We start from the raw sequence: 21,471 nt of genomic DNA, 5'->3' as shown, positions 1-21,471 counted from the left end.
ACTTTAATCCGTTTGGGCTGTTTTGTTTTATATTAAGTCACTTTTTTGATACATTTTGTTTGGGTGGTTATTTTATTGGCCGCTATTCATTTTCGATGGATTCAGATCTTTTATGGTTGCAGTTGTCTATTTATCACTTACACAGAGAACTTGGTTGAAAGTGACTGTTCAAACACGGTGTTTGTTACTCACTATCTCAATAATATAGTGCTCTTGTTTGTGGTTATTGTCGGATACCATTCCGTTTAACTACCTTGTTAATTAGGCTAAGGACAGCAAAACCCATGAAAAAAATGGCTCGCGTTACTCGTTACAATTGTTTTGTCATATCAATGGTTCGTTTTACCACAACATAGTACAGCTAAATCATTTAGCGATACATCAACCAGCTCATTCGAATCCAGTTGTACAATTCAACACTCAGCAGCCCCAAATAATGTATTAATCCAGCAAGCTTTTGAGCACATGCAGGACAATGTTCAAGTACAAAGTCTAGGAACCGTAGTTAAGCTGCTACCAGATGATAATAAAGGTGCTAGACATCAAAGATTGATTTAGCACCACGGATTGATGCGATATCTGTCGGTGATGAGATACAATTTTACGGTGTGTATAAATGGAATAACAAAGGCGGTGTTGTGCATTGGACTCACCACGAACCTAATTGCCGCCACATTAATGGTTGGTTGATGCGTCAGGGTAAAACGTACCAATAGTAGCTCGCAACCTATTCAGTGAATGCCCTAATCACAATATAATGGCTTAGATTTTTTTGCGATACCGATATCTGTTTATGTGACGTGAAGACGACCTTACCTCTCTATTTCATCTGGGGACGGCCCCGTAACACAGAGGTGTGTATGGCTTGGTTTATTTTGGTGATAGCGGGATTATTTGAAATAGTATGGGCTATAGGACTTAAATATAGCGAAGGTTTTACTCGCTTATGGCCAAGTGTCGGTACTATCGTCGCCATGTTGATTAGCATTGGCTTACTGGGCATTGCGATGAAATCGTTGCCCGTTGGAACGGCTTACGCTATTTGGGTTGGCGTGGGAATGGTAGGGACAGCAGTACTAGGAATGGTATTGTTTAATGAGTCAGTAACATTGATTCGATTAGTGAGTCTACTGTTGATTGTTATTGGCATTATCGGATTGAAACTGTCGAGTTCTAAATAGATCTTCTCTGGTGTAGTCGGACTTTCGACTGAGCTCTTTTTGGATGCGTAGCCTTTTGCCATTTAAGTCATTCCAGCGTCTCCTCAATAGCTTTCACTCATTTTTTTGCATTCAACTATTTTGACGATGGACACTAAAAAACCAGCACTAAAAAGTGCTGGCTTGTTTAAAAACAATCTAGGTATTTTAGGTCAAACCATACAATGGAAATATTGTTAAGCGGCTTGCTCAACCGGTTTTTCATCTGAATAAAACTGCTCTACGTCCAATTGGCCTTCCGATTTACCAATCACAACCGCAGTCATCATATCGCCAGTCACGTTAGTTGCCGTGCGGATCATATCAATAATACGGTCTATGGCTGCGATGAAGGCAATACCTTCTAGTGGTAAGCCTATCACGCCCAAAGTGACAGTTAACATCACCATCGCACTACCAGGAACTCCTGCTGTGCCGACAGACGCTACCGTTGCCGTTACCGCAATCAACATGTAGTCCGTCATATCAAGCGGAATACCGTAAATTTGCGCAATAAAAATGGCCGCAATAGCAGGATAAATACCGCCACAACCGTCCATGTTCATGGTTGCGCCGAGTGGCAGTACAAAAGCACTGTAACGTTTCGATACGCCCATTGCTTCAGTACTACGTGTGCTGGCAGGTAAAGTACCAAAGCTTGATGCGGTACTAAAGGCCACAATTTGAGCCGGCATGGCTTTACGGAAAAATTGCAGTGGACTTAAACCCGCAGCAAATTTAACTAAACCGCCATACACAAAGATAATATGAATTAACGCGGCAATATAAATCGCAATAATAAACTTACCCAATGGTAATAATGTACTTAAGCCATACTCGCCCACAACCCAAGCCATTAAACCAAATACACCAATAGGTGTCAGTTTTAATACCATACGCGTTAGTTGAAACATCACTTCAGCGCCAGCTTCAATCACGTTTTTAAGCGGTGCTGCTTTCTCGCCCACAGCATTAATGGCAATGCCAATTAACGCGGCAAAGACAATAATTTGAAGCACATTGCCGTCGGCTAATGAGGCAAACGGATTCACCGGGATCATATTGAGTAATACCTGAGCAAAGCCTGGAATATCACGTTCGCGAACTTCTGATGTGGCTAAGGCTAGGTTACCGCCCATGTCGATAAGACTGCCGACAGTTAAACCAATAAATGAAGCAATGGTGCCGGTAAACATAAACATGGCTAAAGTTTTAAAACTTAAGCGCTTTAAATTACCTTGTGAGCCCAGCGAGGTAATGCTCACCACAATGGCACAAAATACCAAAGGGGCAACCAGCATTTTAATGGCACTGATAAACAGATCGCCAAGAGGCTTTAACATCACGGCTGACTCGCCTAATCCGACGCCGGTGAGTGTTCCTAAAACAAAACCTGCAATGACTTTCTGCCAAAAAGGGATGCGTTTGAGCGTTTGCAATATCATGAAAGTTCCAAATTATGTCATTGTGACGTCGCTAAATCTGATTAGGCAACATCGTTGTACGTAACTCATTATGTTCATTAATGAGTGATTAATTACTTAAAAGCTAAACCCTACAATGGCGATGTGTTGCGGTATTCGGTTTAGTTTCTTATGGCTATGCGTGGTATTTACGCTAAATAATGCCTTAATAAACCCGCTGAGGTTAATAAATATTAATCGCATTGTATGAAGTGAGCGAATGACAAACAACGTTATTTTATTATAACTTATATGAATAACTGAGTTTGTTATTATAACTTTAAGTTTTTTTACTATTTATTAACGAATTCGCGCTGTTGTTGCTCAATTTTTGTATATTGAGTTGGGGTAACCTTGCATATTTACGTAACAATGAACTGTATCGGGATTATGTCTAAGTTGCGATTGAGATAGTCGTGAGTGGTCTTTAGGGGGTACCGCGTTCAATATCTTCATATTGTGCTGTGCAGATATTCATTGTGAAGGTACGATAAAAATAAAATGAATAGTCATTGGAATGAATATGCTAGTGCACAATAAGATCTATCGATGACGAGTTTATGGTTAATGTTCAGCGGCGCCTTTTTGGCTGCAACACTGTTGCCTGGCGGCTCAGAAGTGTTACTGGTGGCATTACTTAATCAAACGCCATCTTTATGGTTCGAATTATTGATACTGGCCACTATTGGTAATACGCTTGGTGCGATAACCAGTTATGGTCTTGGTCGAGCAGGGCGGTTAGCCAAAAATCCACAAGATATTCAACGTCGACAATACCGCTATGCACTCGCATGGATAGAAAAATATGGTATGTGGGCCCTATTATTATCTTGGTTACCGATAATCGGTGATTTGCTATGTTTACTGGCTGGATGGTTAAAAATACCTATCTTACCAGCCTCATTATTTATGTTTATGGGTAAATTATTACGTTATAGCGTCATTGTATTGCTGATGACGTATACGTTTAAGTATTGATACCGCGTTGCTCTTGCAACGATGGTTATTTTTGTTTTAAGGAAGGAGTCGATTTTGAAACTAAATTTGAATAAATGGATGTTAGCAGCGGCCATCAGTGCTGTATTAAGTGGTTGCGCCTATGACGCGTATCAGTCGTCGAGTTTGCCCCAAGGTGTTACCTTAATTGAAACCGCGGCCCCGACAGAAAATCAAGTTAGCATTCCTTATAAAAAATATCAGTTAGCCAACGGCTTAACCGTGATTTTGCATCAAGATAAGTCAGATCCATTAGCTCATGTCGATGTGACCTATCATGTCGGTTCAGCCCGTGAATTAGCCGGTCGCAGTGGCTTTGCACATTTATTTGAACACATGATGTTCCAAGGCTCACAACACGTTGGTGATGAACAGCATTTTAAAGTGGTTACTGAAGCGGGCGGAACATTAAACGGCACCACCAATACCGACAGAACCAATTATTTTGAAACCGTGCCAAGTAATCAATTAGAGAAGATGCTCTGGTTAGAGTCTGACCGTATGGGCTTTTTACTGCCCGCCCTCACGAGCGAAAAATTCGAAGTACAACGTGAAACCGTTAAAAATGAACGTGCACAACGGATTGATAACCGTCCTTATGGCCGTTTAAATGAACGTTTTAACCAAGCGTTTTATCCAGCGGGTCACCCGTATTCTTGGCCTGTTATTGGCTGGCCAGATGATTTAGATCGCGCCACAGTTGCTGATGTGAAACATTTTTTTCAACGTTGGTATGGGCCTAATAATGCGACCTTAACCATTGGTGGCGACTTTGATGAGATCCAAACGTTAGCATGGGTAAATAAATACTTTGGTGAAATTCCAGCGGGGCCTACGGTTAAGCCTGAAGCTAAAACCATGGTGACATTGGATAAAACCCGTTATATATCGATGGAAGACAAAGTACATTTGCCATTAATATACATGGGATTCCCCACTGTTTACGCGCAACACAAAGACGAAGCCGCACTCGATCTACTCGCTAATATTCTCGGTGGCGGTAAAACATCACTTATCTATAAAAATTTGGTCAAAGATGGTTATGCAGTCCAAGCTGCAGTCAGCCATCCATGCCAAGAGCTTACTTGTCAGTTATCACTTTACGCTGTCGCTAACCCGAGTAAAGGCGGCAGTCTTGCTGAGCTTGAAAGCAAAATTAATGAAACTATCAGTGAGTTTGAACAACGTGGCGTAACCGACGATGACTTGCAAAAAGTCAAAGTACAGTTCGAAGCCAGCACTATTTTTGGTATGCAAAGTGTCGCTGGAAAAGTCTCGACACTTGCCGCTAACCAAACCTTTTTTGGTAAACCTGACATGGTGGCTGCTGATTTAGCTCGTTATGCTAACGTCACCAAAGCCGATGTAATGCGGGTATTTAATACCTACATTAAAAATAAGCCAATGGTGGTAATGAGTATTGTGCCAGAAGGGCAAACACAATTAATCGCCCACGCGGATAATTTTGAACCGACTACTTTGCCTATTGCGCAAGAAGCGGTAACGGGATTAACCGATATCACTTTCGCCAAATCTTCATTTGATCGCAATAAAACCCCTACATCAGCCGCGGCGCCGATACTAACCGTGCCGCAATTATGGGACAGTAAGCTGGCAAATGGCATTAAAGTAATGGGCACTGAAAGTGACGAAACGCCAACTGTCGAACTGCTTATTTATTTGGATGGCGGCCATCGTTTAACCCCAATTAACAAGGCGGGTCTTGCTGAGTTAACTGCATCAATGCTCAATGAGTCGAGCGAGCAACGCAGCAGCGAGGATTTGGCTGGGGCGCTTGATATGTTGGGTTCATCGATTAGTTTTGGCGCCAGCGATTCACAAAGTTACCTTAAAGTGTCGAGTTTAACGGCAAACTTAGATGCCACGCTTGCCATCGTTAAAGAGCGTTTGTTTAGTCCCGGTTTTGTTGCTGCAGATTTTGAACGAGTTAAACAACAGCAGTTGCAAGGTTTGCAACATCAAATGTCCGATGCTAACTATCTAGCCCGTAGTGGTTTTTCTGCCTTGTTATATGGCAACAATAGCCCATTAGGGATCAGCAGTGATGGTACGATTAAATCAATATCAGCATTAACGCTAGATGACGTGAAGCAATTTTACCAACAGCAATACCGTGCAGGTAATGCTCAGATGGTCGTGGTGTCTGACTTAAATCAACAACAAATAATGCCTAAGTTGTCGATGTTTAATGAATGGCAAGGTGAGGCGACTCAAGTTGCAGCGCTGCCTGCATTACCAACACACCTTAAAAACACCATTTATTTGATTGATAAACCCGGTGCGGCACAGTCGGTGATTAATATCGGCCAAGTGTCGTTACCCTATGATGCAACAGGTGATTATTTTAAAGCTTATCTGATGAACTACCCATTAGGGGATGCGTTTAATAGCCGTATTAATCTTAATCTACGTGAAGATAAAGGTTACACCTATGGTGCGCGCACTCAGTTTGGTGGCGCAGAAGATACCGGTCAGTTTATGGCGTATGCTAGCGTAAGAAGCGATGTAACAGGGTTAGCATTAGCTGAGTTTGTTAACGAAATTAACGCTTACCAAGCATCTGGTATGACTGACGAAGAAAGTGCCTTTATGCGCAGTTCTATTGCGCAAAGCCAAGCATTAGAATACGAAACCCCGTATCAAAAAGCCGGTTTTTTAAGAATGATCCAACGTTATCAGCTCGATAAAAGTTTTACGGCTAAACAAGACAAAATTGTGAAAAATATTTCAACCGAAGAGTTAAACAAACTTGCCAGTAAATTATTAAATATCAATGATATGGTGATGCTGGTGGTGGGTGATAAAACCACAGTTGTACCGCAGTTAACAGCGCTGGGGTATCAGATTGAAATGATGACACTTGCCGACTAGTTGAACACTTGCTACTACTAGGGTTAACACTAGCCTTGAAATAAGCTAATGTTAGCCTCATATACATGAGATATGTCCTTAGCTCAATCTGTTGTAAATATAGATTGAGCTAAATTATGTGCTTTAATCGTAATATCATACGATGTCGGTTTTTTGGCAAATAAAAGATAATGTTTGAGGCTCAATCAACGGTGACGACTTATGTTGCCGTTTTTAATTTAACACCCATAAACACGCTAATTATACTGAGTTACATTTTTTTTCGCGTTTTCAGTAATAATCTCGTTTATTATCAGGTCTAGCTGTTTACTCGCAATGCGAATCCATAAAAGAGAGTAGTAAATTGAAGTCTTTCAATGAAAAAGTCGAACACTTAAGCGACACTCAAGGCCGTGAGGCTTTATTGGGCATGTTACGTGGTATTGAACGTGAAGCATTGCGTATTGATGAAAACGGCCATTTAGCACAAGACGGACACCCAGAAGCGCTCGGTTCTGCTCTGACCCATTCGCGCATTACCACTGATTACAGCGAAGCCTTATTAGAATTTATTACGCCAGTGAGTCATAGTATTGATGATTTGCTCGAAGGGTTAACGCAAACTCACGCTTACAGTGTGCGTAACCTTAACGGCCAAAAATTGTGGCCTGTCAGCATGCCATGTTACGTAGGTGAAGTCAGTGATATCCCTGTAGCACGATATGGCAACTCCAATAACGGTAAAATGAAAACCTTATATCGTAAAGGGTTAACCCATCGTTATGGTGCATTAATGCAGATCATTTCTGGGGTTCATTTTAACTTTTCGGTGTCGCAAGATTTATGGCAACGTTTGTATGATGACAAGATGACCAATGGTGCCGCTTGTTGCAGTAAAAATATTAGCTTTGAAGACTTTATCTCAGAATCTTATTTTGGATTGATCCGTAACTACCGTCGTTTAGTGTGGGTGTTACCGTATTTGTTTGGGTCAACGCCGGCATTATGTAGTTCATTTATAAAAGATCAAGACGTCGATTTTGAATTTAAAAAAACCGGTAAAGGGACCTTATACCTTCCTTATGCAACTTCATTGCGCATGAGTGATTTAGGCTATACCAACAAAGAACAAGACACGCTTAATATTAGCTACAACTCATTGCCTGATTACCTTGAAGGCGTCGGCGCAGCAATTAAAATGCCATCGAAAAAGTTTGAAAAGATTGGTATTAATGTCGACGGTGAATTCCGCCAACTCAATAGTAATATTTTGCAGATTGAAAATGAATTTTATGCACCAATCCGTGCAAAACGTGTCACCCAAAAGGGCGAGAAACCTTCACAAGCATTAGCACGTGCAGGCGTTGAGTACATTGAAGTACGTGCCTTAGACGTTAATCCATTTAGCCCAGTAGGGATAGATGCAACTCAAGTGCGTTTTCTTGATCTATTTTTATTGTACTGCTTATTGTCGCCATCTGAGGATACTGATGCCGTCGGCGACGCAGAGATTGCCGCTAACTTGAAAGCCGTAGTATTAGAAGGTCGTAAACCTGGACTTGAATTACAACGCAACGGTAAGACCATTAGCCTAACGCAATGGATGCACGAGTTATTTGGGCAATTAAACACAATTGCGAAGCTACTCGATGGTGATGATAGCCATGCTTACCAAACAGCCTTAAGCACGTGGTCTGAAGCTATCGATGATCCAGATAAAACGTTATCGGGCCGGGTGATAAACGAAGTTGTGGTTAAAGGCACCGACCATAGCGTGTGGGTTAAACAACTGGCAAATGATTATCATGAATTTTTAAGCCATTACCCATTAAGCGATGAAGTCGAACAAGGCTATGAAAACGAAGCTAAAAAGTCTTTGCTTGAGCAGCACAGTTTAGAAGCTCAACCACAAGATAATTTTGCGACGTTCCTCGCTCATTATTTTAGTGATGTTGTTCCAGCAGGCACTTTCGAGGCGAAGTAATCATGCAAGTTTATTCATCTTGGCGAGCACTGCTTGTAGCGGTTGTGGCATTAGCTTTACATGGCTGTGCTTCATCGCCAGATGAAATGGTAGAGTGCGGTACTGTATCGAGTTATTTAGCGCCCGATAACAGTGCCAACTTATACCGTGTCGTGGTCACTCACTTGGATGGCGTTGCCGTTATTTCAAGGCCCAATTACCTATTATCGCCAGGCGAGCATGCATTTACAGTGGCAGAGCTGATTAACTCACCAGAATTAAAAGTGTCATTATCAGCCCGTAAAGTGAAAGTGTTTACTGTCAATGTTGAGCTCGATCAGCGCTATCATATTGCAGCTCAATTCAATACCGATAAAATCTATATTGGTCAAAATCAGGGCTACTGGCAGCCAATTATTTGGCAAACAGAATCTCATCAATGTGAAATGAAACGTTAATACCCACTCCATCAATTATGTGCTCAATCAGGGTCACTCAATCTTTTCAGTTTGAGGCGCATTGTTGAAAGAATGCCTGTTCCTGTATAAAACAATGCAACAAAAAAATGTAAGGATAATTGCATTGATTTTTAATTGATGTAAAACTGAGTCCAGAATCAATATCTTAGGTACTGGTAGAGGTGTTATGAAGTTTTTTTTAGGTGTTGTTAGCGCAATTGCATTACTGTCATTAGCGGGTTGTGCCACCTCGCCTCCGAAAGAGCCTGATAATCTGTGTTCGATTTTTAAAGAACACCGTTCTTGGTATGAAGCCGCAGTAGACACCCGTGAAAAATGGGGCGTACCAGTACATGTTCCTTTAGCGATGATGTATCAAGAAAGTTCCTTCAAACACAATGCCGCACCACCTATGGAATACTTTTTAGGTTTTATCCCCACTGGACGAGCCAGCGATGCCTATGGCTACGCACAAGCTAAAACCATGACGTGGGACGACTACGTTCGCGAAACCGGTAATAGTTGGTCTAGCCGCAGTGATTTTGATGATGCGATGGACTTTATGGGCTGGTTTATTTACAAAACCCATAAAATTAATGGCGTATCAAAGTGGGATGCTAAAAACCAATACTTAAATTATCACGAAGGTTGGGGCGGCTATAAGCGTGGTAGCTATAAAGCCAAAAGATGGTTAACGCCTGTAGCCAATAAAGTCGACAAACGTTCAAAACGCTACGCTGCGCAGTATCATCAATGCAAAGAAGATTTAGATTCGTCGTGGTTATGGCGAGTATTTTTTGATTAAGTCTGAGTGACTTTGTGTATCGGTTTACTGATGACGGCGAACAATGATTAGCGTTTTAAGCGAAATTCCTAGCTATTCAATCATAAGAAATAATTCAATCACCAAAAATTAATCACCAAAAATCAATAACAAAAAAGGAGCCTAGGCTCCTTTTTTCGTGTGTCTTTAGGTAAAGCCCTAAGAAACAGATTTGATGACTTGTTTAATTGATTTTACAAACTAATTAAACCCGCTTGTTTAACCAATCTATTAAGCAAACTCTGCCAAAATCCAATCTAATGGTGCTTGATATTGCTGTGGCATCCACACTTTTAAGTGGCTAATGCTGTCATCTAACATCGCTTTATTATGCACAGACAGGTTCAAGTGACCTACTTTACGACCAACACGAACGTCTTTGTTGTACCAAAACAGTTCGGCATTTGGCAGGCTTAACCAGCGGTCGTCTTTAGCGACACCAATTAGGTTAACCATCACACATTGGAAATTAACCTGTGGTTGATGCAAAGGTAAATTACACAATGCACGCAAGTGCAATTCAAACTGGTTAATGTGGCAGCCCGCTTGAGTCCAATGGCCAGAATTATGCACCCGCGGCGCTAACTCATTGACCATTAAGTGTTCGCCAACACGGAAACATTCCATTGCCATCACACCCACGTATTCAAGGCCATGCATCACCTTGCTCAACATGTCTTCTGATTCAGCTTGCAAAGGCGCTAAGCGGCTTAAAGGCGCGATAGATGCCATTAAAATACCGTCTTGATGCAGGTTAAGTGTCAGTGGATAAAATAAACAGCGGCCATCCTGGGTGCGTACACCGACTAGTGACACTTCTTCATCAAAGTTAATCGCTTGTTCTGCAATGGCTTCATTACGCCAATCGGCAGGGATGGTTGTTGCTTCTGCCTGCTTAAGCCAATGTTGGCCTTTACCGTCATAACCACCAGTGCGCCGTTTTAATAATACCCGTTCACCATAAGCCTGATGTAGCGCCTCTGTGCTGGTATTATCATCAACTAATTGCCATGGTGATGTGGCGACGGCTAATTCATCGAGCAGACTTTTTTGGCTAAAACGATCCGCTAAACGACCAAATACAGGGCCATTGATAAAATGTGGATGTTGGCTGAGTTGTAAACTTAACTGCGACTCAGGCCATTGCTCGCGTTCAGCGGTAATGATGTCGTCAGCTTCTAGCGGTAATTGTGCATCTGATGGCGTCATAATATCGACTGGGCGCACATTAATGCCTAACGGTTGGCCAGCATGACTGAGCATGGCGCCTAATTGACCGTCACCCAATACCCATAGATTTTTTGGCAACGTCATTAGTCTTCTCTCGGATCGGGATTATCAAGGATCGAGCGAGTCTGCTCATCACGAAATGCTTCTAAACGCTCAGCTAAAGCGGCATCGGTAATCGCCAAAATTTGGCTAGCAAGTAAACCTGCGTTAAACGCACCAGCCGTACCGATAGCCAAGGTGCCAACGGCAATCCCTTTAGGCATTTGTACAATAGACAATAGACTGTCCATGCCAGATAGCGCCTTGCTTTGTACTGGGACTCCCAATACTGGCAAACGCGTTTTAGAGGCGATCATGCCTGGTAAATGGGCTGCTCCGCCTGCGCCACCAATAATGACTTTATAGCCTTTATCTGCAGCAGAACTTGCAAATTCCATTAGCTTGTCTGGTGTTCTGTGAGCTGAAACAACTTCAACATGATAAGGCACTTGTAACTTATCCATAATCTCAGCGGCGGCTTCCATTGTCGGCCAATCACTTTTCGAACCCATTACAACAGCAACTAGGGCTTGCATGTTAACTCCTTAACGTACTTATTCTATTAGTATATTTAGTTAACTCGCTCAGTAGGGTACAGCGGCTGTTAACGTCAATATTAAGGCGATAAAAAAGGTGCTAGATAATAGCATAAGCCGTGCTCTGTTGGCTGCATTTCAGTGTTTCTTGAGGCTAACACTCAGTTTCTAAATACGAAAACTACTTAAACACATTGTATATAAATAACCCTTTTACTTATCGCGCTCGTTATTAGCTGTATGCAAGGTCACTGTGTTGATGCGGCCAATATGAATAAATCAGTCGATAGATTAGAGGAATAACCATGAACAATACCCATAAACAACTCACTCGCAGCGCCTTAGCCATCGTGATTAGTGCGATTATTATCAGTGGTTGTGCGCAAGAATCCAAAGACAGTGCGAAACAAAGTCAGCCCCAATCTACTTCTAAAAATCAGCCCGCTTCTAAAATTCAATCCGCGAGTAAAACGGATTCTTCTGCACAAGCGCGTTCCGAGTTATCTGAGGTAGCAGGCTTAGTGATGGCGTCTGAACCACAGGCTGATTTATACCAAGGCTCAAATGAGCTACCTCGCAGTGCTAAAGTCATGGCATCGTCAATGGCGCAGCGTATTGTGAGTTCTCAGCATGTTAGCGTAAGTGACCGCAATTTCTCTTTGGCACCAACGATTAATGATAAGTTTGAGTCGGTAGTGCAAAACGGCAATATGGTTGCTGGCGAAACACCGGTATCGACATTTTCAATTGATGTTGATACTGGCAGTTACAGCACTACGCGCAGATTAATCAATCAAGGCCAACTACCGACTAAGAATACCGTTAGGGTAGAAGAGTTAGTCAATTACTTCAGCTATGACTACCCAGTACCGACAAACTCTGAGCAGCCATTTAGTGTCAATACTGAATTAGCACCATCACCTTACAATGCAGATACTCAGTTATTACGTATTGGCCTTAAAGGGTTTGATGTTGCGCCTGATAAGCTTGGCGCAAGTAACTTGGTGTTATTACTTGATGTGTCAGGCTCTATGTCGTCTGCTGATAAATTACCATTATTGAAACAAGCCATGCTAATGCTGAGTCAGCAATTATCGGCGCAAGATAAAGTATCGATTGTGGTGTACGCCGGTGCCAGCGGTGTCGTCCTTGACGGCGTCGCAGGTAATGACTTTACCGCCATTAAAACAGCCCTAAGTCAGTTAAGCGCGCAAGGTGGCACTAACGGTAGCCAAGGTATTCAGTTGGCGTATCAATTAGCGCAAAAGCACTTTATCGAAAACGGCAGTAACCGAGTCATATTAGCCACCGACGGTGACTTTAACTTGGGGATGACAGATCATCAGCAATTGGTCGATTTCGTTGCCAGTCAAAGCAAAAAGGGTATTGGCTTATCAACACTTGGTTTTGGACTAGGTTCAGGTTCTGCCAGTTACAACTACCATTTGTTGGAGCAATTATCCAATAAAGCTAACGGACAATATGCCTTTATCGACACCTTAAATGAAGCACGAAAAGTGCTGGTTGATCAACTTAGTGCCACACTGTTAACCATTGCTCACGATGTCAAAGTGCAAATTGAGTTTAACCCTGCGGTGGTGTCTGAGTACCGACTGATTGGTTACGAAAATCGCTTGTTAAATCGCAGTGATTTTAATAACGATGCTGTTGATGCTGGCGAAATTGGTGCGGGTCATACTGTTACTGCATTATATGAAATTCGTTATAACGACAGCCATAATCGCCTAGTTGATCCGCTGCGTTATACCGCCACAGAATCGACGCAAATAGATGATGCTAAAGTTCATCCACATACCACAAATGAAGTGGCTTATTTAAAGCTGCGTTATAAAGCGATTGGCGAACAAGACAGTCAATTAATCACTTACCCCATTAACCGTGAGCAGCAGCTAACGCATTTACACCAAGCCAGTGACGATTTTAGATTTGCTGCGGCAGTTGCAGGTTTTGGTCAGCTGCTTAACCAGAATAATTATGTCCACGATACTGATTATGCTAAGTTAATTACACTTGCTGAGTCTGCAATGGGCCAAGACCGTTTTGGCTATCGCCATGAGTTTGTGCAAATGTTAAAAACTGCAAGTGTACTCGATAAGCAGGTTTTGATGACTGAACCTGAAACTCGTTGGGTTAGCCAATAAATGCGTCACAAAAAGGATAAAATGGTGCCAACATCAATACACCCTAAGGATGAGTCATTAATTCCTCAAGTGGGAAGTGACGAGCAACTGATGCTCGACTACCAAGCCGGTGACGTACGCGCGTTCGAAGCCTTATACCTTAAACACAAAGGCCCTTTGTACCGATATTTTGTGCGTCAATTACATGACCAGCAGCTAGCCGAAGATTTGTATCAAGATACCTGGGGTAAGGTGATTAATGCGGCGAAGCAATATCAAGTCACGGCTAAATTCACCACTTGGTTATATAAAATTGCCCATAATTTATTGATTGACCACGTGCGAGCCGTTAAGCCTCTCGATAAGGTTACCCCGCTTGGTGAAGATGAAACTATGGACAACTTACAAGCCGACGATCAAGCTTCGCCCGAGCCACAAGTTGAGCAGCAGCAACAAGCCGATATGATGAAGGGTTGCATTGCTAAGTTACCCGCAGTGCAAAAAGAGGCTTTTTTACTCAACATTGAAATGGGCATGACCGCCGCCATGATAAGCGACATTGCCAATGTGACTTTAGAAGCAACTAAAAGTCGTATTCGTTATGCTTATCAGAGTATTAAGCAATGTATTGCTAATCAAAGGCCGGAGACAACATTATGAATCAGCAACAAGATCATGATGCAGAGTTCACTGCATTACAAACTGAAATCAAAGATGCTTATCATCAACAACCATTAGAGCAACCCTCTGCAGAACTTGATGAAGCCATATTAGCCAAGGCGCGTTCGGGGGCTAACGTCACTAAAGTGAGTTCAACTAAAAAATCAATCTGGCAACGCAATGCTTGGGTGTACTCAAGTGCTGCCTCAGTGTTGCTGGTGGCGGGATTATTTATATTAAATCCAAGTTTGCAAAAACACCTTGGCACAGACTCGGAGCAAAGCGTACCTGCTCAGCAGTCATCATTTAAGCAGGTCAAATCGACATCGGATGTACCTAAAGTAACAGAATCACCAGTTGAAGATGCCACAGCCGCAGAATCGATTGCCGTACAGGGATTGTCGATGAGTTCAGCGCCAATGAATAGTGAACGTGTTAATCGTGATGTAGTCAGTGAAGCATCTGATAACAATCGGTCTGATAGCAACGGAACCATTGAATCTCAAATGGCAGATAAATCGTCCGCGGTAATGAGTGCCGCGCCAGCACCTGCCAAAGTAAATGCAGAAGTACAAAAGAAAGCATTAGAGCTGCAATCACGTAGCCATGACAAGGAGGTGCAACAAGTGAAACAGTCATTTAATGGTTCGTTAAAAGGTGACATTGAGTTAGATACTGCTGATGTTGCTTTGGCTCGTTTAAAAGTATTAATGGCCGACAATAAACTGATTCAGGCTGAGCGTTATATGATCACCATCGATCAACGCTTCCCAGAGCTATCAGATCCGTCGCATCCACTTTATGAGCAATACCATAAAATTGTTCTGCAACTGACTTCGCAGTAAGCAAAATACCAGAACACTAAGACGGTAAAATACCAACGGCTAAGCAATTATTGCTTAGCCGTTTTTGTTTCCTGTAGAGCTTAGTTACATTTTTGTACTGCAACAATTGGCATAACTCTGATAACGTGAATCAATCAATAAAAATAGCCTACTCGATAACGCGTTATCTCTAATTATCGACTTTATAAGGAAGCTCCTTACCATGAAACTTCGTCGCTCCGTTGCGCATTGTATGTTGGCACTAGGCACTTTAGCGTGTTCATCAATGATATTCGCCAACGCCTCAAATCAAGGTTATTACCGTGCTCCAGCCTTAAACGATCAAACCTTAGTGTTTACTGCCGAAGGCGATCTTTGGACTAAGCAACTCAATCAAACCAAAGCCAGCCGCTTAACCAGTTTGGCCGCAGAAGAGTTAGACGCAACTATTTCTAAAGACGGTAAATGGGTGGCATATACTGCCAATTATGAAGGCGCAACCGAAGTGTATGTGATGCCAATTGAAGGCGGCGTAGCTAAACGTGTGAGCTTTGAAAACAGCCGAGTACGTCTGCAAGGCTGGACAGCGTCTGGCGAAGTATTGTATTCAACCGACAACGCCTTTGGCCCGGCTAACTTCTGGGTGCTTAAAACCGTTGACCCACAATCCTTAACCATTACCGATTTACCGTTAGCTGACGCAGTCGAAGGCACCATTGATGATAAAGGTGAATATGTTTATTTTACCCAATTTGGTCTGCAAGTTAGCGGCGACAATGTCAAAGTGTATCGCGGCGGCGCCAAAGGCGAAATTTGGCGTTATAAGTTAGGCAGTAAACAAGAAGCGCAGCAGTTAACCAGCGCCCATGAAGGCTCGGTTAAACAGCCAATGCTATGGAACCAGCGTGTTTACTTTGTCAGTGATCAATCTGGCAATGACAACATTTGGTCAATGACCCTAGATGGCAAAGACATTAAGCAACACACTCAATACAGCGACTGGCAAGTGCGTGACGCTCAGCTTAATAACGGCCGTATTGTGTTTCAGCAGGGCGCCGACATTAAGTTACTTAATCTAGCCGATCTTGCGGAATCAACAGTAGCCATAGAGCTTACCAGCGACTTTACTCATCGCCGTGAGCAGTGGGTTAACGACCCAATGGATTACGCCACCTCGACAGTATTTTCTCATCAAGGCGATAACGTAGTAATAACGGCCCGTAGCCATGTAGCTATTGCCAGCAACGATGGTCGTCGTTTAGTGCAAATAGACTCACCCGCCGATAGTCGTGTACGCGATGCATTGTTAAGTGATGACGGCAAATGGGTTTATGGCATTAGTGATGCGTCTGGCGAACAAGAAATTTGGCAATATCCTGCCGACGGTTCTGCTGGTGCTAAGCAGCTCACTAAAGATGGCAGCACCTTACGCACCAGCTTGTCGTTATCTCCCAATGGCCGTTATTTAGTGCATGACGATTACATGGGCAATGTATGGTTACTTGATTTAAGCCGCAACAATAACCAAAAAATCATACAAAATGGTGAGGGTTTAGGCCCTTACCAAGACATAAAATGGTCTGGCGACAGTCAATTTATTGCGCTAACCAAGGCTGAAATTGGCAAACAACGTCCGCAAATTGTGTTGTATTCCATTAACGAATCAAAATCACAAACCTTGACCACAGATAAATACGAGTCGTTTTCTCCTAGCTTTAGTCACGATGGTAAATGGTTGTATTTCTTGTCTAACCGCGAATTTAAAGCTAATCCTGGCTCGCCTTGGGGCGACCGTAACATGGGACCGATTTTTGACAAGCGCACTCAAGTGTTTGCCTTAGCGTTAGATGCTAAAGCGTCTTTTCCGTTTGCCAAACCAACCGAGCTTACCGTTAGTAAAGACGCAAAAAAAGCTGACAGTAAAGACCAAGACACCCCAGCAAAAGTCAAAGTAGAGTGGGACGGATTAAACCAACGCTTATGGCAAGTGCCAGTTGATGCAGGTAACTACAATAGCTTAACGGCAGCTAAAGATAAGCTGTATTTATTGGATGGTAGCCAAGATAAAAGCGAGCTAAAACTGATTAAGTTTGACCCGCTTAATATTAAAGTCGACACCTTTAGTGAAGATGTCGGCCAATATTCGCTATCAAAAGATGGCAGTAAAGTCATGCTGCGCAAACAGTCTGATCCTAAAAGCCTCATGATTGTCGATGCCGGCGATAAACTTCCCAGCGATGTATCGCGCGCCAAAGTCAGCACCGACCAATGGCAATTAAGTATTTCGCCGCAGCAAGAATGGCAACAAATTTTTGAAGATGCGTGGTTAATGCATCGCGACTCGTTTTTTGATCCAAAAATGCGCGGCGTAGATTGGCAAGCCGCTAAAGCTAAATATCAACCTTTGGTCGACAGGCTGACCGATCGTAATGAGCTGAATGATATTTTCACCCAAATGATGGGTGAACTGAACTCATTACATTCACAAGTACGAGGTGGCGATATTGCCCAAGATGCCGATGCAGCCAAAGCCGCTGCATTAGGGGCAAGGCTAACACAAACCGATAGAGGTGTGGTAATAAGCCATATTTATCAAACCGATCCTGAGTTACCGTTGTCGGCATCCCCATTGGCCCGTATTGAGGTTGATGCGAAAGAAGGGGATGTGATTGCGAGCATTAATGGCAAGAAAATCACTAACATTGCCGATGTAACTCAACTGCTGCGAAATCAAGGCAACAAGCAAGTGTTGCTCGGTTTAGTCCGTGGTAAAACAGCCATCAATACCATAGTGACTCCCCATGATATTGGTACCGATGCCAAGCTACGTTACCTTGATTGGGTTGAGTATAACGGCGACAAAGTGGCCAAAGCCTCTAAAGGTAATATTGGCTATTTACACTTGTATGCCATGGGCAGCGGTGATGTCGAAAGCTTTGCTCGCGAGTTTTATACTAATTACGACAAAGACGGTTTAATCATCGATGTTCGCCGCAATCGTGGTGGCAATATCGACAGCTGGATTATCGAAAAACTGTTACGCCGAGCGTGGGCATTTTGGCAGCCAACTCATGGCAGCACAAACGCAAACATGCAACAAACCTTCAGAGGCCATTTAGTTGTGTTGGCTGATCAAATGACCTACTCAGATGGTGAGACTTTTTCTGCCGGTATTAGAGCGCTAAACATTGCGCCTATTATCGGTAAGCAAACCGCGGGCGCTGGAGTGTGGTTATCGGGTCGAAATTCAGTGACCGACAAAGGCATGGCACGAGTGGCAGAATACCCACAATATGCCATCGATGGCCGTTGGGTTGTTGAAGGTCACGGGGTTGAGCCAGACATTGAAGTTGATAACTTACCTTATGCCACTTTTAGCGGTAAAGATGCACAGCTTGATGCTGCTATCAGTTATTTGAAAGATGAACTAGTACAACAACCTATTGCTCCATTACAAGGCTTGCCAATGCCAAAAATAGGTAAAGCAGCTGACATAAAAGCGAAGTAACCTCATATTGAGTTAAGTAAACCAATAAAAAATAACCCTCTCAGCATCATGTTGAGAGGGTTATTATTAAAAATGTAAAAATGTAAAAATGTAAAAATGTAAAACTGTAAAAAATCTTACTGCTTTATTTCAACTTCACATGCTAATGAGTTAGCAATAAAGCAATTTGCATGGGCTTTTTCATGTATCTTCGCTAACGTTTCTTCGTCAACTTCAATCCCTTCTGCAAACGTGACATTAGGTGCTAATGTCATCTTAACCACAGCGACTTTACCCGCCTCATTTTTACCTAAATCAGCAGTGGCATTATCAACATAACTGGCAACAGGTAGCCGCTTTAAATGGGCAATCGCTAAAAAGGTCAGCATGTGGCATGAGGATAGAGCCGCAAGTAAGCTTTCTTCTGGATTCACTTTATCAGCATTACCTTTGTATTCAGGCGCAGATGACGCTTGAATCGTTTGCCCAGTGCCAAATTTAACCTCATGATCGCGATTAAATTCACCTTCCTCACTTGGTGAAGACTGCCAATTTACCGTTAATTTAAAGCCCATTTTGTACTCCCCAAACCACATAGACGTGGTGTTTATAACAACTTAATTTAGCGTGAATTACTCTGAAAATCGGTCACTCACCAAACGGTAACACATCTCTATTGATTCAACACCAAGCGTACCCTAATGTCCATTAATTTGACCCAAATAGTCAAACTGAAACGACCACTAAATGTGGCGAAATCGATACAAACAATGTTGATAAAGCCTTATCCATTAATGCGATTTAAATATCTTTTGAATCATGCTTTTATATATATTTTCGTTATTTATCTATGAGTTTTCAAACAACGGAATACTATCTATTTGTAATCAATGCGTATGTGCTGTGCTATGTCATTTACCACGTCGATATTACGTTAGCTGCTGGTGATAATGAATTTAAAATCGCGACAACAGATTGGTCGACAATTGACTTCGGCGCAATAGCCGGTGATGACGCTGTGACTGAAGGGCTGTTGAAAACCTTAGTGAAAAAAGGCACCAACATGCATTTTAATGTCACAATCGCCAGTACCTATCGCTTTACGGTGACAGGCCCAAGTACTGAGTCGCCAACCTTATTAGTTACCAAGTTGGACTAGGTTTAAGTGGTTGTCTCGTAAAAAACAAAACCCAGCTTAGGCTGGGTTTTGTGTGTTTCTTCAAAGCGACTTATGCTGCTTCAGCGAGCAGTTTGGTAATCAATTCTGCAATAGTGTCGGGGGCTTGTGCGCCAGAGACTAAATATTGTTGATTAAACACAATGGCAGGCACGGCTTGAATTCCGCGGCTGATCCACAATTGCTCTTCTTCTTTTACCGCAGTTTCAAAGCGTTTGTCGCTGAGCACTGCACGTGCCTCAGCAGCATCTAAGCCAACCTTTGTAGCTGCTTCAATGAGTACTTCAATGTCATCTGGGTTTTTCTGCTCAGTAAAATAACTGCTAAACAGCGCCAATTTCAAGTCAGTTTGCTTACCCGTCTCTGCAGCCCAATAGAGTAGCTGGTGGGCCAGTAGCGTGTTGTAAATACGTGATGAGTCGGAAAAATTAAATTCAAAGCCTAAATCGGCACCCATTTGGGTTAATCGCTGACGGTTTTGTGCGCTTTGCTCTGGTGTTGAACCGTATTTCTCTGCAATGTGTTCCCCTAAATGCTGACCTTCTGGCCCCATTGCTGGATTTAGCTCAAACGGATGCCACTGCAATTTAACCTCTAAATCGTCAAATTTGTTCAATGCTTGTTCAAGTCGGCGATAACCGACAATGCACCATGGGCACATTACGTCTGAAATAATGTTAATTTGGATCTGATTAGTAGCCATGAATGTTCCTGTTAATGATTAATTCGACTTAATTTAGTTAAGTCTACAAAAATAAAATGGGTATAGTTGCTTATAAATTAACTGCTTTTAGCGGTTAATTGATTGGTTTACCATCACTTGTGTAAACAACACAAAAGTTGCAACCTTTGGGACTAAATTGTGTCTATACTTAACCAGTAATCTGATGTTTAATCAATGTAAGGGTTAGGTCAATTAGATAGACCCCATGCACGTTTATTAATGGTATTGCTGGTAAAGTATACAAACAGATATAAAACACATTATAGGTTTGAGTACTTGTGATACAAAGCACATGCCGATGTCTAAATATGTCAGCCTGCATTTGTACAACAACACTATTTATGTCAGCATGCAGTTGTAATACGCAATAAATTTGGCAAGTAAATTCTTTTAAGGACAATCTATGAAAATAAATCTTTCTGGTCACCATGTTGATGTTACTGATACTGTCAAACAACACGTAGATGAAAAATTCGCTAAAATAGCTAGCCATTTCCCGACGCTTATCTCGCTAGATATCATCATTGCTAAAGAGCATGGTGAATATGATGTTGAAATTAGAACTAACTATGAAGGAACTCGCATTGCTGCTAAAGGTACTGACTTAGTCATGTATCCCGCTATCACGAGCGCCGCTAAAAAATTAGATGCGGCACTAAAGCATCGTAAAGGTCAATTAAAAGCAGACTTACATGAAAAACCAGATGTAACTGCACCTGAAATCGCTTACGAAAAAGTGCAAGAAATGGACTTACGTTAAGCATCGTCGTTTATATAACGATACCCAAAAACGCAGCTTAGGCTGCGTTTTTTTGTTCAAGCGTCATAATAACTAACCTTGTCCAGTCATAACTAACAACCTAGCAAACTCAAGCTAGCT

17 protein-coding genes and 1 pseudogene are annotated in these 21,471 nt (G+C 42.4%); 13 read left to right on the top strand and 5 right to left on the bottom strand.

All coding sequences use genetic code 11. The features are described from left to right. Nucleotides 1-321: 321 nt before the first annotated feature. Nucleotides 322-716: pseudogene (locus tag EGC86_RS21140) on the top strand (DUF3465 domain-containing protein). A 144-nt stretch (nucleotides 717-860) separates the two neighbouring features. Continuing rightward, entirely contained in the window at nucleotides 861-1,181 is a 321-nt protein-coding gene (gene sugE / locus EGC86_RS07545) for a quaternary ammonium compound efflux SMR transporter SugE (protein WP_123777128.1), read from the top strand. A gap of 215 nt (nucleotides 1,182-1,396) precedes the next feature. Here sugE and EGC86_RS07540 read toward each other — a convergent pair whose 3' ends face one another. Continuing rightward, nucleotides 1,397-2,644 (bottom strand): dicarboxylate/amino acid:cation symporter, encoded by a 1,248-nt coding sequence (locus tag EGC86_RS07540; RefSeq protein ID WP_123777127.1) that lies wholly within the window; start codon nucleotides 2,642-2,644, stop codon nucleotides 1,397-1,399. Between the two features lie 567 nt (nucleotides 2,645-3,211). On the opposite strand from EGC86_RS07540, the gene EGC86_RS07535 reads away from it, so the two are divergent. From EGC86_RS07535 to EGC86_RS07515, 5 genes are all read left to right on the top strand, one after another. Then, nucleotides 3,212-3,640: a YqaA family protein gene (locus EGC86_RS07535; RefSeq protein WP_123777126.1), complete on the top strand. Its 429-nt coding sequence runs from the start codon at nucleotides 3,212-3,214 to the stop codon at nucleotides 3,638-3,640. Between the two features lie 66 nt (nucleotides 3,641-3,706). After that, nucleotides 3,707-6,550, top strand: coding sequence for a M16 family metallopeptidase (locus EGC86_RS07530; RefSeq protein ID WP_165872391.1), 2,844 nt, complete (start codon nucleotides 3,707-3,709; stop codon nucleotides 6,548-6,550). Between the two features lie 325 nt (nucleotides 6,551-6,875). Continuing rightward, entirely contained in the window at nucleotides 6,876-8,513 is a 1,638-nt protein-coding gene (gene gshA / locus EGC86_RS07525; RefSeq protein ID WP_281047832.1) for a glutamate--cysteine ligase, read from the top strand. Nucleotides 8,514-8,515: 2 nt separating this feature from the next. Then, nucleotides 8,516-8,950 carry a hypothetical protein gene (locus tag EGC86_RS07520; RefSeq protein WP_011636547.1) on the top strand — a complete coding sequence of 145 codons (435 nt, stop codon included), beginning with the start codon at nucleotides 8,516-8,518 and terminating at the stop codon, nucleotides 8,948-8,950. 187 nt (nucleotides 8,951-9,137) lie between these two features. After that, the gene (locus EGC86_RS07515; RefSeq protein ID WP_011636548.1) at nucleotides 9,138-9,755 is read left to right on the top strand and encodes a transglycosylase SLT domain-containing protein; all 618 of its coding nucleotides are present in this window, start codon (nucleotides 9,138-9,140) and stop codon (nucleotides 9,753-9,755) included. Between the two features lie 249 nt (nucleotides 9,756-10,004). Here the strand turns inward: EGC86_RS07515 and purK are convergent, their stop codons facing one another. Both purK and purE read right to left on the bottom strand, forming a co-directional pair. After that, complete coding sequence (gene purK, locus EGC86_RS07510) at nucleotides 10,005-11,087, bottom strand: 5-(carboxyamino)imidazole ribonucleotide synthase (protein WP_123777124.1); 1,083 nt, start codon at nucleotides 11,085-11,087, stop codon at nucleotides 10,005-10,007. Further along, entirely contained in the window at nucleotides 11,087-11,578 is a 492-nt protein-coding gene (gene purE / locus EGC86_RS07505) for a 5-(carboxyamino)imidazole ribonucleotide mutase (protein WP_011636550.1), read from the bottom strand. Before purE ends, purK begins: the two co-directional genes overlap by 1 nt. 305 nt (nucleotides 11,579-11,883) lie before the next feature. Here purE and EGC86_RS07500 point away from each other — a divergent pair, with 305 nt between their 5' ends. The 4 genes from EGC86_RS07500 to EGC86_RS07485 all read left to right on the top strand — a co-directional run bounded on the left by EGC86_RS07500 (nucleotide 11,884) and on the right by EGC86_RS07485 (nucleotide 18,711). Continuing rightward, on the top strand, nucleotides 11,884-13,740 hold the full coding sequence (locus EGC86_RS07500) for a vWA domain-containing protein (RefSeq protein ID WP_123777123.1): 1,857 nt from the start codon (nucleotides 11,884-11,886) through the stop codon (nucleotides 13,738-13,740). Nucleotides 13,741-13,761: 21 nt separating this feature from the next. Beyond that, nucleotides 13,762-14,379, top strand: coding sequence for a sigma-70 family RNA polymerase sigma factor (locus tag EGC86_RS07495; RefSeq protein ID WP_165872390.1), 618 nt, complete (start codon nucleotides 13,762-13,764; stop codon nucleotides 14,377-14,379). Next, the gene (locus EGC86_RS07490; RefSeq protein ID WP_123777121.1) at nucleotides 14,376-15,224 is read left to right on the top strand and encodes a hypothetical protein; all 849 of its coding nucleotides are present in this window, start codon (nucleotides 14,376-14,378) and stop codon (nucleotides 15,222-15,224) included. Before EGC86_RS07495 ends, EGC86_RS07490 begins: the two co-directional genes overlap by 4 nt. Before the next feature lie 202 nt (nucleotides 15,225-15,426). After that, complete coding sequence (locus EGC86_RS07485) at nucleotides 15,427-18,711, top strand: S41 family peptidase (RefSeq protein ID WP_123777120.1); 3,285 nt, start codon at nucleotides 15,427-15,429, stop codon at nucleotides 18,709-18,711. A 116-nt stretch (nucleotides 18,712-18,827) separates the two neighbouring features. On the opposite strand, the gene EGC86_RS07480 is transcribed toward EGC86_RS07485, so the two are convergent. Next, on the bottom strand, nucleotides 18,828-19,265 hold the full coding sequence (locus EGC86_RS07480) for an OsmC family protein (RefSeq protein WP_011636555.1): 438 nt from the start codon (nucleotides 19,263-19,265) through the stop codon (nucleotides 18,828-18,830). Between the two features lie 275 nt (nucleotides 19,266-19,540). On the opposite strand from EGC86_RS07480, the gene EGC86_RS07475 reads away from it, so the two are divergent. After that, nucleotides 19,541-19,849, top strand: a complete 309-nt coding sequence (locus EGC86_RS07475) for an early set domain-containing protein (protein ID WP_123777119.1) — start codon at nucleotides 19,541-19,543, stop codon at nucleotides 19,847-19,849. Between the two features lie 70 nt (nucleotides 19,850-19,919). Here EGC86_RS07475 and EGC86_RS07470 read toward each other — a convergent pair whose 3' ends face one another. Beyond that, complete coding sequence (locus EGC86_RS07470) at nucleotides 19,920-20,570, bottom strand: DsbA family oxidoreductase (protein WP_123777118.1); 651 nt, start codon at nucleotides 20,568-20,570, stop codon at nucleotides 19,920-19,922. 424 nt (nucleotides 20,571-20,994) lie between these two features. On the opposite strand from EGC86_RS07470, the gene hpf reads away from it, so the two are divergent. After that, nucleotides 20,995-21,351: a ribosome hibernation-promoting factor, HPF/YfiA family gene (gene hpf, locus EGC86_RS07465; protein ID WP_011636558.1), complete on the top strand. Its 357-nt coding sequence runs from the start codon at nucleotides 20,995-20,997 to the stop codon at nucleotides 21,349-21,351. Nucleotides 21,352-21,471 lie beyond the last annotated feature (120 nt).

Source organism: Shewanella frigidimarina (assembly GCF_003797125.1).
Taxonomy (GTDB): domain Bacteria; phylum Pseudomonadota; class Gammaproteobacteria; order Enterobacterales; family Shewanellaceae; genus Shewanella; species Shewanella frigidimarina.
The sequence above is the reverse complement of the archived record's forward strand: the minus strand, read 5'-3'. Positions and strand labels throughout refer to the sequence as shown.